Raw genomic sequence first — 15,266 nt, 5'->3', positions numbered from 1 at the left:
ATGAATCTAATCTAGTAGTTTTTATACCAGGATAAACTATCCCTTGTAATAGGATAAAATGGGTGTAGAATACAAGTATATTATTGATTTGGAGGAATGAAAAGTGGAAAGAGTTGTGATTACTGGTATGGGGTTAGTGTCGCCATAGGAAACAACCTCCAATCATTTTGGAACAATCTGATTAACGGGAAATCAGGTATATCCACTATTGATACATTTGATGTTACTAATCATAAAACAAAAATTGCAGGTATAGTCAAAAATTTTGATGTAGAAGAAGTTTTAGGAAAGAATGAAGCTAGACGCCTAGATCGCTTTTCCCAATTTGCTTTGGCTGCAGCTGAACAAGCTTGGACAGATTCAGAGTTAGACCTCAATAGTATAGATGAAGAAAGATTTGGTGTATACGTAGGTTCAGGTATAGGTGGAATCGAAACCTTTATTGAGAATATTGATTTGCTTAGGCAGAAGGGTCCTAGAAGAGTCAGTCCTGCTCTAGTACCTGCTATGATTTCTAATGCTGCTACAGCACAAATTAGTATCAAGTGGAACGCGATGGGGCCTTCAATGTCTCCTGTTTCAGCTTGTGCTATTGGGAATACTGCTATTGGAGAAGCCTTTAAATTAATTCGTTATGGAGAAGCTGACGTAGTATTTGCCGGTGGGACAGAGGCTGCAATAACAGATCTATCAATCGCAAGCTTTGGTAATGCTACAGCTCTTTCAACAAGAAACGATGTACCTAATAAAGCTAGTCGTCCATTCGATGAAAATCGAGATGGATTTGTCATGTCAGAAGGAGCTGGAATATTAATCTTAGAATCTTTATCTCATGCTTTACGTAGAGACGCAAAAATTTATGCAGAAGTTATTGGATATGGTGCAAGTTCAGACGCACACCATATCGTTGCTACACATCCGGAAGGAACAGGTGCCTATTTAGCAATGAGATCAGCTTTAAAGAATGCTAATTTATCAACTGAAGAGATTGATGTTATAAGTGCCCATGCAACAAGTACAAAAGTGGGAGACATCTCTGAAACGATGGCTATTAAACAGTTGTTTGGAAAACAGGCGTATCAGATTCCAGTAACAGCTAATAAATCTATGTTTGGTCATATGTTAGGGGCAGCTGGTGGAGTTGAAGCAATTGCTCTAGCATTGAGTTTAAAGGAAGGAATAGTTCCTCCAACAATTAATTTAGAAAATCCTGATCCATTATGTGATTTAGATTACGTACCATCTGTTGCTAGACAAGTAAAAATAAGTACGGGTCTTTCTAACTCATTTGGTTTTGGAGGTCATAATGCAGCTATTGTTTTAAAGAAATACGAGTGAATAAACTTTTCTACCGTAAATCTAACTGCTTCTAGAGTAATCGGTTAGATTTTCAACTTAGTCAAAATAAAAACTGGGGCTGATTCATGTTTTAGAATCGCTCCAGAATAATTAATATCACCTTTTAAAACTAATGTCCGCCAATAATATCACAACAATCAGGTCCGTTGATTGCTGATTAAAACGAAATTATCTTTCTCTCTACTTACATTATACCGCTATTTAATACTTATTTATAGACTGTTCTTTTTATAATAAGGATACTATACTCTTATATGAAATATAAAAATAAAAGAGGTGTATTAGTATGAACAACAATAAAGTTGTCTTAGATAAAGGTCCTTTCTTTCATGGTACGAAAGCAGAATTAAAGATTGGTGATTTATTAAAGCCAAATTATTTATCAAACTACCAAGATAAAAAATCGAACTATATATATTTTACTGCAACTTTAGATGCTGCTAAATGGGGTGCTGAACTTGCAAGATCCGAATCAAAAGAAAGAATTTATATTGTAGAACCATTAGGTGATTTTGAAAATGATCCGAACTTAACGGACAAAAGATTTCCAGGAAACCCAACACGCTCTTATAGATCTGAAACTCCTTTGAAAATAATAGCCGAATTAAGTTCATGGGAAAGACATTCCGACGAAGAAATAAATCATATGCTAAAATCTTTACAAAAGTTAAGTGAACAAGGTAAGAATGTCATATACGATTAATCTTTAAAACCTTAAAAGGTATGAAACTCAAGACCAATTGCGTAGCGTATACAATTGGTCTTGGGTTTCAGCTATTGAAGTAAACCAATATGGTCAAAGTTCGTCAATACCTTGTTAGTCCTAGCTTGAACCCATAACTAAATAGGATTTTTATGAAAAAGATATCTTTTCTTAGATTTCTTTTGTCATTTTAACAATTTCCTGCTGATAACCCAGTGTTTCATAAAAACCTACAGCTCTTTGATTATTCTTAAAAACTTCTAACACTAATACATTTAACCCTTGTTCCGATGTCCACTCTTCTGCCTTTTTCATTAATTCCTTTCCAATACCTTTTCCTTCACCTTTCGGCATAACTGCTATAGAAGAAATGTAGCCCTGCTTTTCCCCTGTGAAATAATCTTCCTGTAATGCAAGCTCTATATAACCTAGAAAATCCCCATTTTCCTCGGCCACAAAAATATTTGACCTGTTTTTTTCAATAGCCGCTTCTGCTAACTCAACTTGCTTTTTTTCCATCGAGTTTTTATCCCTATAATTCATAAAGTTAATGTCACTGAACCTTTTTGAAAGTTCAATAATATGTAAGTTATCTTCCTCTTTAAATTCTCTAATTAACATTTTTCTACCCCTTTTATTGTTAGGTCACTTCTAAATTGAAATTATGTATAATAATTAAGCTTTACCTGTTTTTATTTCGGAACGCACCCAGTTAGTGTGAATTTATCGTTCAAGTTGCTTTTGTTTTCTTATCCCCAATAAAGTTCCAGGTCCACAATACTATCCAAAAAATAAGTGGGATAATTAATGAAAATCCTTTATTAGGATTTGGTAGGTAATAAAAAGATAATAACATTGCTAGAAAGAAAGGTGGCATTAACATTCAGTAACGTGTCTTTATTGTCAAATTATCACTTCCTAAAACTATTTAAAAATATGAATCTATCATTTCTATCCATTTATGTCCATTTGGGTTTTGTATATTTAATGACTCTTTTAACCAAAGGCGTTTATTAGCATTCAAATTAGGTAATATATTTTTCAAATCATAAACATCTTTCTCTCGGATAACTGAACTTCCACCTTTATAAAGTAGTTGTATTTCAGGCTTTAAAAATGGAATGCCAGATAAAGATTTCAATCCAATATCTTTTATGGATTTCCTTATTGTGTTCTTTCTTTTGTAAATCCAATCCATTCCCTCTGTATCCAATAACATTACTTGGAAAGCCCATGTTGATTCTCCCTTTTTCTTTACCCATATATCATCGAAATGAGGGTTTAGCTGTTCGTTTTTGTTCCAAGGTACTAATTGACCTTTATAGGCTATAAACAGTTCCCATTCACTATTCAGATATTGGTGAAGAATTAAATGATCAGTTCTTAAAATAACTGAGTCTATATCATCGTGAGCTCTTGTGATTTTCTGTAAATATATATCTATAGCCCATCCACCAGCAATCCACCATTGTATAGGAATGGCGCTAAAAACATTTTTAATTTCAGTAATAGAAAGTGGTTTCCACAACATCTCTTCATTATCAGACAATATTTCACCACATTATTTCAACTACACCTTACTTCTTTTCTCTTATTATCAATTATTTCATAATCACACCATACGTACAATATGAAAGGTATTAAATGTTTACTAGGGACTCTTCTTTTAAACAATTTAATAATGTGCTGTTAAAAGCAATTTGATCTTCTTTATAATTTTTTGTATATCTGTTAAACATTCTGACTCCCACTGCATTAAATTCCGGAAAAACCACACAGTGACATCCAGCTGCACCTGTTGCATAATACCAATCTTTTTTGTGATACCAACCTAGTATTCGTTTTTCAGTATTTTCCTTTCTCAACGTTTCAGTCAAATCAAAAATCTCTCTAGGCAATATTTGTACCTCATTGATGTACCCTTTATTTAGATGTAGATATCCCCAATAAGCAAGATCTCTCGTATTAGTATATAAGTTGCGTTCGTGACCTTCATTTGACTCTATCCTTACTGAAGCATAACCGTTAGAAGATGTATAGTCACATACCAAGTTTTCTTTAGGCGAAGTTATCCATTCTGTTTGAGTAAATTTTAGAGGTTTTAAAACCTTTTCAGTTAGGAGTTGTGCAATGTTATTACCTGTAATTGCCTCAATTACTTTTCCTTGTAATCCTTCCCTTTCGACTTTTTCAGAACCAAAATATTTTGGTCCTGTTGCTGTTAATAGATCTTGAATAGTAGTTTCTCCTAACATGTCTCTTGGTATATCATCTACTATTTTATGAATAGGAGTGTCTATGGAAATTCCACCATCAATAATAGCAGTTGCCAATGCAAGACAAACGTAGGTTTTTCTTGTGGAATATATATTAAATAATGAATCTTGTGTTACCTGTAAAGCACCACTTTTGAAATGGTGGGATCCATCATACCATTCGGCAATGATTTTATTGTCTTGAATAACTATAATAGAAGCAGCTGATGAACCGAATCTATCTTTTGCGTTCTGTACATAAGTAAATAACGTTGCAAACTCCTCATTACAATTTTTGAAAGTCAATTCCATAATATGTTCCCTCCAAAGAGTCTTTCAAAATTCCGCACAGAACATATATTCGCTAATCGATTTAATAATCCTTCTTATATATAGAATTAAGGATAGTTCCGCAAATCATATTGTTAATTAACATGGGTAGCAGTATCATTTGGTAAATAACAAGCCAGTTTTGATTTTCCCATTCCAAATATCTGGCCCTAAAATAAAAAAATGGGTGCTGATCCTTGTTCAAGAATCGCGCCAGTATGTAGAAGAACGATTAAATAAATTTTATTTAATGCAATCGCAAAAGCACCCATTCAATTTCCATTATTGTGCAAATTCAATAGTTTAGGCTGTTCTTTCAGCAGTAGATTTTCCCATAATTTGCTCAACAAGATATAATGCCATATTGATTCCTGAAGAAACTCCACCAGAAGAAATGAAGTTACTATTATGTACAACCTTGTTGTCTGATACTACTCTTATATCAGGGTATTTTTCTTGTAACATTTTTAAAGCCAAATGGTGCGTGGTTGTCTTCTTCCCATCTAACAATCCAGTTTCAGCTAAAATAATAGCTCCAATACAAACTGAACATATATATTCAATATTTTTATGTTTAATAATCCATTCCTGGATTTTTTTGTTTTTAACCATAGTTTGTACTGCCCTTAAAGGGCCACCCGGAATTATTAGAATATCTAATTCAGGACTATTCTCAATACTAAAATCAGGTACTACTTTTATCCTGGAATGTGTTATTATTTGCTTTCCTGTTTCTGAGATTGTAAATATCTTAAAAGGCCTAGTAGGTAACAAATGCTTTTTGTAAAGAGTAATGGCTTGCTCTGCTTTATTATTGGCAGTAAGTGATAACACTTCGGCTGGACCGGTAAAATCTAAAATATCTACATAATCATATAGTAAAAAACCTACTTTCCTCCCTTTCACTCCAATATCACCTCCACAAGGATAATATCTTTTATTATCATAGAATATGACACTTCACTACCATTACATTATGCTATTTGTTCTCCATTTGCACGATTCTAACTCCTATGGTCATAAGATGGTGTCATTTCTATGAAGATAAGTTCCTCGGAATCACCATCTAATTTGGCAGCTATTCTATAAATGCTAGCACCTGTTTATTTTGTCTAGGAACAATCCTAAATAATCCCTAATTCTTTTTGAACCTTATGTTTGTAATCAATATATTCCTGATCAAAATCTGGACTTTCATTTTCAAACTTGCTCATTTTATAATCCCATTGTTTTATTTCATAACGGAAGATTCCATTTTTTACAGTAGGGTCATTTTCAGCAAAATTTATTACATCGTTTTCGTTTGCAGAATCAATAATTATTGCTCCTCCAGTCGAACCTGCAAATGGTCCCGCTAAAACTATATTTCCTTTATTAAATCCGGTTTGAACATACACAGCATGTTCTGGCATAAACGGCTGATTATGTAAGACTACACCATCTCTCCAATTTATTGATGGAGTTAACAATATTAAGTACCTCATAGACTGTTCTCCTCTAAATTATAGTAGGTTAGTAAAAATGCACATTATTGCAGCTACCGCTCCATATGATTGGAGAACTATTGCTTGGTCCAATCTCTCTTTAGAAGTGAATACGAAATGTGATCATAGTATTTGCCTTTAAACAAATGTTTGTCTCGATATATCCCTTTATTTACGAAACCTAAACTTTCTAATGTATTTGACGACTTTTTATTCTCTAAAGCTACATATGTATTTATCCTATTTAGTTTCATATTTCTAAAGCCACTATCTATAGCTGCACTCAATGCCTCTTTCATATAACCGCATCCCCAAAATTCATACCACAAATCATAACCTATTTCTGCTATATCATTGGTTCTGTCCCATAAATGAAAACCACATGTACCCATTTTTTCTTTGCGCTCTTTTCCCTCTATAACCCATCTATTATATCCTTTTTCTTCTGGATCTCTATTCCACGCAATAAATTCGATTGCATCCTCTTTTTTCGTAAATATCTCATCATCATAAAGATATTCACATATCTTTTCATTACTGAAAAGTTTAAAGATAAAATCAGAATCGGTATCGTTTACATTTCTTAAATTTAATCTGTTAGTCTCTATTTCAGGGAAAAACAGTTGCTTGCTCATACTAAACACCCTTTTCATTGATTTACCGTCTTATTTCGTTGTACTACTTGATTGCTTAATACCAATTATTTCAAAAAATGACTAATTACTCAATGGATTTTCACAAAAAAAGCTTACCCTTTAACAGATAAGCGCCTTTTAATAGAATAACTAATTTATTGCTAATCTTAAAATTACTTAACACTACTTGGACTAACGCATTGGTTAGTCCAAGTAGTGTTAAACAATATAAGTTGAATATATTTGTACTTTCTGACCTCTTAATTCAATTTCTTTTTCTAAACTCATTCCTAATTTACCCGCAACTTTTATTGAAGCCATATTTTCTGGCTGAATTAGGGAAATATATCTTTCTTTACCTAGATTTTTACATCCATAATCTCTTAGTGCTGTTGCTGCCTCTGTCGCATAGCCCTTACCCCAATGTTCGCGAGAAATCCAATACCCAATTTCAATTTCATCAACTCCATTAATTGTCTGTGGGACTAAACCAGCATGTCCTATTGGCTGATTATTATCTTTATCTTGTAAAACCATTAACCCCATATCTTTACCTACGTTATATGTATGATAAATCCTTTCAAGAAATTGTTGCGTTCCCACTCTGTCTCTTGTCTGTCCTTCACCAATATATCTAACGGTTTCTGGATCAGATAATAAAGAAAAAAGATAATCAAAATCACCATCATTATATTTACGAAAATTTAGTCTTTGTGATTTAATTTGCATTTTAACCTCCTATTAATATGAGTTAATTTAAGTTCTTTATGATTATTTTTCATTTTTATAAAAGTTAGTAGGGACTTTTATTTCAATCGTCACTTTCCTACTTTTTCAATTGTTTTCCTCTCAAGAAGAAAGTACTTAAGATTATTTCAATCCTTTAAGTATATTTGAAAATAGCACAAAGATACTGAAACTTATATTTTTTCCAGTATCTTTATTCAATCGTTCGTAATAGAATCACAAAAGCTTTATAAATTAGACTGGAGAGTAGCTTGCAATAAAAACGTATTCTCGTCCTGGACGGTCAGGGGCTTCTCTTACTTCCTCCACAGATAGTCCAACATCTTTAAGAGACTTGTTAATTTCCTTTAGACTGCTAAACCTCAACGTTTAGTCTGATGTAATTACAGCTCCATCGCTTTCGAAAATATAAGTCCATCTAAAAGACACCAATGAGCCTTGGACGTCAGTAACATCAACCCAACCTTTGACAATACCAGTGTTAGGTACATTAATCTGTTTATACGTATTCTCCTTATTCCACTTCAGCCACGCTCGTGCCTCAGGTATCCGTGTTTCAAACACCAACCGTCCACCTGGATGTAATACACTTCTAATTGCAAGTAGTGTTTCTTCCCACTCCTCTTCAGTTAAAAATACTTGAGCAACGTTGGCTGTCATTGTCACTAAATCAACCTTCAATGGTGGAAGGTCCAATGCAGTACCATGGATCCATCTGACACGATCAGAACCATGTTTCGTTTTAGCCACAGAGCCGGGTCAAGCCCAATAACCTCGATGCCCTTATCTGCTAGTCGGCACGCGAGAGTGCCTGTTCCACATCCAATATCAAGTACGGAACATGCCCTAAATTCATTCACCATCCACTCGTAAGCCTCTAAATCGGAACGGTCAGGGTCAAATAGGTCATATATTTCTGCCAGTCTGGTATTCTCAAAAATTTCATCAGCCATAATAAACGTCCCTCACCGATCATGTATGTCTATTCGCATACAAAATACAAGGCACTTATTCTATCCTGTTTTTTATCATTTCTTCATCACTCTTTGATAAGCGTTCAACCTAACAAAACAATGATTTATAGTTCTTTAATATCTGCGACTAGTTTAGGCAATCCATTATTGAAATAATGTCCATCGTCATCGAGTATATGAGTTTTTGCCATTGGAAGCGTTTGTTTGTAGTGTCCAAGGTGTGCAAATGGTACTACTTTATCGTTACGACTGTGATAAAGAAATACCTGCGATATATGGGGAAGTGTTGTAGGAAAATTTTCTCGTAGAATGTACTCATTAACTTGCCAATCGTCGTCTTTTCCCCAAAATGGTGCTGCAATCAAAAATAATCCGGAAATGGAACAATTGATCGTTTTCTCGGAAAGATATTTTACCAAAACTGAGCCTCCCAAAGAATGACTAATTAGAAGTACCTCACCGTCTAACGCAGCAAATTCTCTTACAAGTAGATCTTCCCAGAGCATAAAATCAAGATTAGGCATTTTGGGACATATAAAGCTGTATTCATCACCGAGTGATTCTTTTAAATATGTTATCAGATCGCTACTTCCTTGGTGTAGACCCTGGACTCCCGCACTATGAATAAATAACACATTCTTCTTCATTTTGTTCGCGCCTTTCTACATGCTATGATTTATTGAAATTAGGAACAACAATTGATGGTATTAAATCCTTAGGGATAATTATTTTATAGTTCGTTTCATACCATTGATGACACCTTGATGCAACCCTTCATGCCAGATGGTGAATATGAATAGATCTCCTATCATCTTCAACTTTTTATCCCTAAACTCAAAAACATTGGCAGCCGGCTCTCCTAATATTCCAGAAAATGTCTTTCTGATTCGTCCCTTTTGTTCTATTAGTAATTCACGTATTTCTTTCAAAGTAAGCGGTGTGCTAGACCATTCCTTTGGACTTGTTCCAGATTCGAAAGCTTTCTGTATTCTTGTAGAAATTTCTCCGAGTAGATTCATCCCAAAGTAATGCAATACTCCCTCCTGTGCTACAAGGATATGTCCTAAGTTCCAACGCAGAGAATTGCGGAATCACATCAGCTTGCTCTTCCGAGACAACAGAATCAAGTAGTTCGATGGTTGTTTCCCTATAAAAATCATACTGTTCAAAAATACCTTCTTCTTTCATTACTTTCCCACACCCTCTTTAAGATTCTATTATTGATTATTGCATATGGTTGAAAAGAGTATAATTTCTTCTGTTATTTAGCCTTTGCTTAACTTTAGCAATTATCTCCCTTTAATATAAAACATCTGTACGCTAGCAAATGGGTATAATTGTTCAAATACTTTAGAAATGAAAAAGTTCCATAATTCTATAGTTTTTTCCTTTTATGTCAATTCGCATAAAAGTAAGTACTATTATGTCAATAAAAATGACACAAAAGTACCTACATTTTTATTAGAACTAATATTAGTAGCTACGGCTTTCGTCTGCAGGTTCCCCTAAAATGTAATGTGAAAACCAGTCCAGGTTTTGTTTGAGAATGACCCTATGGATTCCAGGTTTATCAGAACCATGCTCCATTCCCTTGAAAATCACTAATTTCGTTTCTACACCTACATCTTTTAATCCGCGATAAAGCTCATATGCATTCGGAACGGGAACGCGGGAATCTTTTTCACCGTGTTGAATCAGGGTTGGTGTTGAGGCATTATTGATGTACGTCATAGGAGATGTCTTTCGATATATTTCCTCGTCTTCCCAAGGGGTTTTTCCTAAATAAAACCGTGTGAAGTGGGTGATATCTGTATTGACATAATAAGTCATCCAGTTCGAGATACCTGCTCCAACAGATATGGCCTTAAAGCGGTTGCTATAAGTGGCACAAAAAGCTGAAATATATCCTCCTTGACTCCAACCCACAATCCCTACATTTTCTGAACTTACCATCCCTTTTTCAATAAGGACATCCATCCCTGAAACTATGTCTTCATAGTCACCTAATCCTAATTGGCGGTAATTAGCTTTACGAAATGCTTCACCATACCCAGCGCTTCCCCTGTAGTTAGGTTCCAGAACTATAAATCCTTTTTCCACAAATTGTTCGATTGGCTGATATTTGTTCATGGTCGGAATGGCAAGAGATGTACCAATTGGACCGCCATGAACAACAACAATCAGCGGATAGGTTCTGGACGAATCATAATCAATTGGCTTTGACAATATCCCCTCAATTTTCAAACCATCTTTCGTTGTCCAATGGATGATTTCCTTTTGGCTCTTTACTTTTCCTTCGTAATACTTGTACAGCTCCGTCACACACCTGTCGTTAAGATAAATCTCCGGTGCTTCTTGTGATGTGGCTTTGATATAAGCAACGTTTTTTCCGTCAGACGTAATTGATGGATGTATGGCTACTGTATCGTTCGAACCAACAAGTGGTGTCATTTTTCCATCCTCAGAAAGAATTCCCATTCTGTAATTCGTTTTCTCTTGCCAAATGACCAAAATGCCTTCCTCTATCCAACGAACAGGAATGACATTCTCATCTATATCCAAAATTGGTTGAGTAACCCTTTTGCTTTTTAGATCATAGATCTCCAATTCGATGTTGTTAAAAAACATCTTTTCCTTTACATATCGACCATAGCATATCTTTGAACCATCGTGAGAAAACATAACGTTCTGTGCATGATGGGAAGTGGTTTCCAACTTCTCGATTTCCTTTGAATTCAGGTCTAAAATGTAGATTTCTTTTTTAAGCAGATCAATCATTCTAGGTGTTGGAGTGGTAATAAAAACGACTGTTTTACCATTCGGTGAAACGTCATAGTTTTGAATTTGGAGGTCCATCGAATCTATTATGGGAATGCTTATCTCATTATGTTTTTGGTCTTTTTGGTTATCTTGAGTTGCGTTCTTTTCATATAAATCCTTAGGGAGATTGTACAGTGTGTTTGTTTTTTGTTTCCCTTTTTCAATATCCAGATAATATAAGGTGTTAAAATGAAAATCCTGATCGATATTGGTGAATTCACCATACAATTTTTTGCGTAGTTTCATTTTTTCAGTTTCCGGCCGGTTGGCAGTGAAAAAGATACCTTTTCCATCTGGAGCCCATTTAAAGTTCTCAACACTTTGCTCCTCGTGGGAAATTTGGATGGCTCCCATGTCCTGGCTCGTTTGAATGAATATTTGTTTTTTCCTCTCATTACCTTCTCCGACCGGGCTCAAATATGCGAGATTTTGAGAGTCTGGAGACCAACGCGGGTGGAGGCTTTCATTTTTTCCAATGGTTAAGGGATAACTTTTGTCAATGTTTCCATCATAAACCCAAACGTGTTGACGATATGTATTGTTGTCCCAATCCGGTGTTTTTCTTACATACGCGACTCGCTGTCCATCTTCACTGATAGACGTATCCTGAAATTCTGGTATGGATATCACTTCTTCGATGGTTAAATAATTTGAATTCTTTTTAATCACGTTATCCTCCTTGTAAGCTGTAATAACTCCTTGCAAAGTACTGAAAATCACTCTTTTACATATTTCTATAAACTAAAAGCAATTCCTTCTACCATTCATGTTTTATATAACTCTACAGCCACAAATCCTTGATTTGGTGCCTTCAAAGAATGAAGCAGGTTGTTTAGTAAGCAAATCTCCACGCCTCCAAGTAATTTCCAATAAAGTTGTTTCCAATCATTACTAACTTTGTTGAAGTGAGGTTTTTTTATACCACGCTTGAAGCTCTTTAGAACCCCGGCATAGCCAGGGGTTTTCAAAACCACAATCAGGTTAGTCGTTAAGCTATCTTAACGACCAACTTCTTTCATTACATTTCACTTGAAAGCATATGTGAAGCAGTATAGTGCATTTCTTTTAATCCTGAGATCTCAGCGTATTCAGCTACTGTGATAGCACTTGTGGTTAAAAGCTCAACGATATGCTCATCCATTCTTGACCAAGTCTTTCCACCAGCGTTGTCATATGCGTCGATTAACTTTGATAGTCCTTCTTTTCCAAAGAGAAGCTGATGGGACAAGAAATCGACAGATATATCACCTATCCCTATTTCTGTCCAATCAATGATTCCGGTAACATGACTCCTCTTATCAATAAGGATGTGACCAGGATGTAAGTCACCATGTTTTACCCCTACATAGGATGGCCAAAGTGCTTCGTCAGATAGCCATGTTTGCCAGCGCTCCCATAGGTTGTGATTCACATCATATCGTTCTTTCACACGCTCCATTCGTTGGTTTAAAGAAGCTCTTAATTCATTTGCACGAAGAATTTCCACACCGATATTGGAAAATGCTTGTTGAGGAAATGAATGTAAATTTGCTAGAGCTTTTCCTAGTGAGTAATAATATTCAGCTGGTACATTGGTTTCTTCAAAACTCCAGACATACCCTTGTTGCTCAACATCAATGGTAGCAGCAGGAACTCCACTTAATTGCTTATAAGCAATTAAGTCTTCCGAAAAGATTGACCAATCGGGCACTTCAAAACGTGCATGATGTTTCATAATATCTAACGCTTTTTTCTCTTGCAGGGCATGTCTCATAGATTCTGGTCTACGTGGAACTCTCAGTATCCATTTATCGTCGTTATAATCTTTTGCATATGCCACTTTAAAGTCAACACCAGACTCATTAATTTTTATTGTGTGTTCGATAATATCCAAACCTTTACTATTTGCTAATTGTTTAAGAATAAGTGTATTCATTATTATTTCCTCCAATTCTCTCCCTTTATTGTAACAATTGGAATGTAATCATAAAAAAACCCAGACAGGGCTGCTGTTTGGGGTTAAGAGTAAAGGAAGCTATAAAATGTCCATTGTATGAGAAAAAAATGATGTACGCAAAAAAGACAATGGTAAATCTGCCTTTTTTCAAATAAAAAAACGAATACTTTCCCGATTGAGAATTATTAAAAATGTGCAGACTACTCCCGTTTACTCTGTTTTATGAAAACAGAGCCTTTGAACTTATTAAGTTATCCATTGTTCAAAGATTGCTGGCGTAGTCTTCCTGATGGCATCATTTTTTAATAACCCTCCTTCCAATAATGTAAGCATACTATATTTCACTTTTATGTTAATGTCAATGATAAAACTTAAGGTATAGTTCTAGAATCATTTTGAAATTCAAAGACATTATCAACGGACACTTTATCACCAAGTAATATAATATATTTAATAAATAGAAAAAAGCATCTCCTGCAGAAATGCTTCGTTCGTGTATTGAGAATACCAATGATTAAGTACCCAAGTATCCTATTTTTCAATTAATTGAATAAGATTTCCACAAGTATCGTCCAATACAGCTATTGTGAATGCACCCATCTGTGTCGGTTCCATAGTGAATTTTACTCCTTTTTCAATGAGCTGCTGATAGTGTTTATGTAAGTCTATTACTCCAAACATTGTTGCCGGTATCCCCTCCGAAAAAATCTTCCGTTGATATTCCATTGCTGCTGGATGGGCATTTGGTTCTAGTAAAAGCTCTGTTCCATTTTGGTTATCAGGAGAAACGAGTGTTATCCATCTATATTCCCCTGTGGGAACATCCTCTTTTTTTATAAACCCAAGCTTTTCTGAATAAAAATTTAGCGCCTTCTCTTGATCATCTACAAAGATGCTAGTAACAATTATTTTCATAAAATGTTTTCCTCCTAAATTGAAATATTAATCCCATGGGGAACTAATTAGATTCATTTTTATTAGTGCTTTTACAATAATTGGTTTCTGAAGAGGTTTAAACGCCTCTTTTGTACACATAGACTCTTCATTATAACCTAGCTCAGTTGCTTTTCCTAAAGTAGCTTCTTCAAGAAAGTTTGTCACATCTGCTTGTTCAAAGCATTGTGGAGCTATAAAAGTATTGTAATTATGCTCTAAAATAACTCGAGTGTCATTAGAGGGTGAAATGGTGACAGGAACAATAGATACAATGACTGAGATTACAAGTAAAATTCCAAATAAATAGATGAATAATTTTCGCAAATTCATTCTCCTCTTTTTACTTTATTATCTACCATGGTGTAAAACTTACAATAATTATAGCTGAAAAATAGTTTATTATTGTGATCATTTCTTGAACAGAATGATTAGTCTATTCTTGTTTTCATGCTCTGCTTCAATTTATAGAATAGAAAAAGGAGCTTTCCTTATCGGATAAGCTCCTTTTAATCGGTTGGTTATTATTAACAAGTTAAGAAACAAATTTTGAGAAATTAACCAATAGTATAATCCAATCCAATATAATGGCCAAAAGCTGCACCAAGCACTCCCCAAATAATAATGCTCACGGTATGCCAAAAAATAACTTTCTTTTTATTCGCACCAGCGGCAATGGAAGTAAAGGCTGCAATGTGTCCTGAAGCAACCAATGGTGTAAGGATCGCTAGACCGGGTACGCCGTATTTATTATACATTTCTTTTGCTTTATTTGCTCGATTTTGAATAAATCCACCTTCTTTGTTAGCTTTTCTCTCTCGAACTTTGCTGAGAATAGCATCGAAGGGAAGAATAATTAGCATTATGGAGATCCAATTTCCTATCATACTACTGATTGCAGCCGTTATAAGTGGGATGCCTAGAAATGCTCCAAGAGCTGCTCCCACAAAAGCTTCCAGAAATGGAACAGCTCCAATTAATAATATTCCTAGGTGTTTGATAATCGTATTTACTTCAGTTAAGTATAAAATAAAGTCTTGCAACATGATGAATAGCCCCCTATTATGATTGTTTTTAAAGATGTTTGTTA

18 protein-coding genes and 1 pseudogene are annotated in these 15,266 nt (G+C 34.8%); 2 read left to right on the top strand and 17 right to left on the bottom strand.

Features of this window, described 5'->3' with window-relative positions; all coding sequences use genetic code 11:
- The first annotated feature begins 103 nt into the window (after positions 1–103).
- Positions 104–1,338, top strand: a pseudogene (fabF, locus tag LRP81_RS17420) (beta-ketoacyl-ACP synthase II).
- Positions 1,339–1,645: 307 nt separating this feature from the next.
- Positions 1,646–2,062, top strand: coding sequence for an NAD(+)--rifampin ADP-ribosyltransferase (arr, locus tag LRP81_RS17415; RefSeq protein ID WP_230503483.1), 417 nt, complete (start codon positions 1,646–1,648; stop codon positions 2,060–2,062).
- 171 nt (positions 2,063–2,233) lie between these two features.
- Here arr and LRP81_RS17410 read toward each other — a convergent pair whose 3' ends face one another.
- The 17 genes from LRP81_RS17410 to LRP81_RS17335 all read right to left on the bottom strand — a co-directional run bounded on the left by LRP81_RS17410 (position 2,234) and on the right by LRP81_RS17335 (position 15,222).
- Complete coding sequence (locus LRP81_RS17410; RefSeq protein WP_230503482.1) at positions 2,234–2,683, bottom strand: GNAT family N-acetyltransferase; 450 nt, start codon at positions 2,681–2,683, stop codon at positions 2,234–2,236.
- Positions 2,684–2,990: 307 nt separating this feature from the next.
- A complete protein-coding gene (locus LRP81_RS17405) occupies positions 2,991–3,611 on the bottom strand; it encodes a nucleotidyltransferase domain-containing protein (RefSeq protein ID WP_230503480.1) in 621 nt (206 codons plus the stop codon).
- Between the two features lie 91 nt (positions 3,612–3,702).
- Complete coding sequence (locus LRP81_RS17400; protein ID WP_230503478.1) at positions 3,703–4,629, bottom strand: serine hydrolase domain-containing protein; 927 nt, start codon at positions 4,627–4,629, stop codon at positions 3,703–3,705.
- A 321-nt stretch (positions 4,630–4,950) separates the two neighbouring features.
- A complete protein-coding gene (locus tag LRP81_RS17395) occupies positions 4,951–5,553 on the bottom strand; it encodes a DJ-1/PfpI family protein (protein WP_230503476.1) in 603 nt (200 codons plus the stop codon).
- Between the two features lie 218 nt (positions 5,554–5,771).
- Entirely contained in the window at positions 5,772–6,131 is a 360-nt protein-coding gene (locus tag LRP81_RS17390) for a YciI family protein (protein WP_230503474.1), read from the bottom strand.
- 77 nt (positions 6,132–6,208) lie between these two features.
- Entirely contained in the window at positions 6,209–6,766 is a 558-nt protein-coding gene (locus LRP81_RS17385; RefSeq protein WP_230503472.1) for a GNAT family N-acetyltransferase, read from the bottom strand.
- A gap of 219 nt (positions 6,767–6,985) precedes the next feature.
- Entirely contained in the window at positions 6,986–7,495 is a 510-nt protein-coding gene (locus LRP81_RS17380; protein ID WP_230503470.1) for a GNAT family N-acetyltransferase, read from the bottom strand.
- A 252-nt stretch (positions 7,496–7,747) separates the two neighbouring features.
- A complete protein-coding gene (locus LRP81_RS23250) occupies positions 7,748–7,879 on the bottom strand; it encodes a hypothetical protein (RefSeq protein WP_263458263.1) in 132 nt (43 codons plus the stop codon).
- Between the two features lie 3 nt (positions 7,880–7,882).
- Entirely contained in the window at positions 7,883–8,263 is a 381-nt protein-coding gene (locus tag LRP81_RS17375; protein WP_253073871.1) for a methyltransferase domain-containing protein, read from the bottom strand.
- Positions 8,264–8,591: 328 nt separating this feature from the next.
- The gene (locus tag LRP81_RS17370) at positions 8,592–9,134 is read right to left on the bottom strand and encodes an alpha/beta fold hydrolase (protein WP_230503468.1); all 543 of its coding nucleotides are present in this window, start codon (positions 9,132–9,134) and stop codon (positions 8,592–8,594) included.
- A gap of 78 nt (positions 9,135–9,212) precedes the next feature.
- Entirely contained in the window at positions 9,213–9,521 is a 309-nt protein-coding gene (locus LRP81_RS17365; RefSeq protein WP_230503466.1) for a DinB family protein, read from the bottom strand.
- Positions 9,430–9,675: a hypothetical protein gene (locus LRP81_RS17360; protein WP_230503505.1), complete on the bottom strand. Its 246-nt coding sequence runs from the start codon at positions 9,673–9,675 to the stop codon at positions 9,430–9,432. Before LRP81_RS17360 ends, LRP81_RS17365 begins: the two co-directional genes overlap by 92 nt.
- Before the next feature lie 285 nt (positions 9,676–9,960).
- A complete protein-coding gene (locus tag LRP81_RS17355) occupies positions 9,961–11,973 on the bottom strand; it encodes a S9 family peptidase (protein ID WP_399207993.1) in 2,013 nt (670 codons plus the stop codon).
- Between the two features lie 352 nt (positions 11,974–12,325).
- On the bottom strand, positions 12,326–13,222 hold the full coding sequence (locus LRP81_RS17350; RefSeq protein WP_230503462.1) for a macrolide 2'-phosphotransferase: 897 nt from the start codon (positions 13,220–13,222) through the stop codon (positions 12,326–12,328).
- Positions 13,223–13,774: 552 nt separating this feature from the next.
- Complete coding sequence (locus LRP81_RS17345) at positions 13,775–14,158, bottom strand: VOC family protein (protein ID WP_230503460.1); 384 nt, start codon at positions 14,156–14,158, stop codon at positions 13,775–13,777.
- A 27-nt stretch (positions 14,159–14,185) separates the two neighbouring features.
- Positions 14,186–14,503 carry a hypothetical protein gene (locus LRP81_RS17340; RefSeq protein ID WP_230503457.1) on the bottom strand — a complete coding sequence of 106 codons (318 nt, stop codon included), beginning with the start codon at positions 14,501–14,503 and terminating at the stop codon, positions 14,186–14,188.
- Between the two features lie 230 nt (positions 14,504–14,733).
- Entirely contained in the window at positions 14,734–15,222 is a 489-nt protein-coding gene (locus LRP81_RS17335) for a small multi-drug export protein (RefSeq protein WP_230503455.1), read from the bottom strand.
- Between the last annotated feature and the right edge of the window lie 44 nt (positions 15,223–15,266).

The organism is Sutcliffiella rhizosphaerae (genome assembly GCF_917563925.1).
Taxonomy (GTDB): Bacteria; Bacillota; Bacilli; order Bacillales; family Bacillaceae_I; genus Sutcliffiella_A; species Sutcliffiella_A rhizosphaerae.
The sequence above is the reverse complement of the archived record's forward strand: the minus strand, read 5'-3'. Positions and strand labels throughout refer to the sequence as shown.

What these genes read in the sequence shown, in the direction of transcription:
- arr (WP_230503483.1), top strand. Translation starts at nt 1,646, where the DNA reads ATGAACAACAATAAAGTTGTCTTAGATAAAGGTCCTTTCTTTCATGGT.
- LRP81_RS17350 (WP_230503462.1), bottom strand. Translation starts at nt 13,222, where the DNA reads ATGAATACACTTATTCTTAAACAATTAGCAAATAGTAAAGGTTTGGAT.
- LRP81_RS17380 (WP_230503470.1), bottom strand. Translation starts at nt 7,495, where the DNA reads ATGCAAATTAAATCACAAAGACTAAATTTTCGTAAATATAATGATGGT.
- LRP81_RS17345 (WP_230503460.1), bottom strand. Translation starts at nt 14,158, where the DNA reads ATGAAAATAATTGTTACTAGCATCTTTGTAGATGATCAAGAGAAGGCG.
- LRP81_RS17360 (WP_230503505.1), bottom strand. Translation starts at nt 9,675, where the DNA reads ATGAAAGAAGAAGGTATTTTTGAACAGTATGATTTTTATAGGGAAACA.
- LRP81_RS17335 (WP_230503455.1), bottom strand. Translation starts at nt 15,222, where the DNA reads ATGTTGCAAGACTTTATTTTATACTTAACTGAAGTAAATACGATTATC.
- LRP81_RS17390 (WP_230503474.1), bottom strand. Translation starts at nt 6,131, where the DNA reads ATGAGGTACTTAATATTGTTAACTCCATCAATAAATTGGAGAGATGGT.
- LRP81_RS17400 (WP_230503478.1), bottom strand. Translation starts at nt 4,629, where the DNA reads ATGGAATTGACTTTCAAAAATTGTAATGAGGAGTTTGCAACGTTATTT.
- LRP81_RS17385 (WP_230503472.1), bottom strand. Translation starts at nt 6,766, where the DNA reads ATGAGCAAGCAACTGTTTTTCCCTGAAATAGAGACTAACAGATTAAAT.
- LRP81_RS17410 (WP_230503482.1), bottom strand. Translation starts at nt 2,683, where the DNA reads ATGTTAATTAGAGAATTTAAAGAGGAAGATAACTTACATATTATTGAA.
- LRP81_RS17370 (WP_230503468.1), bottom strand. Translation starts at nt 9,134, where the DNA reads ATGAAGAAGAATGTGTTATTTATTCATAGTGCGGGAGTCCAGGGTCTA.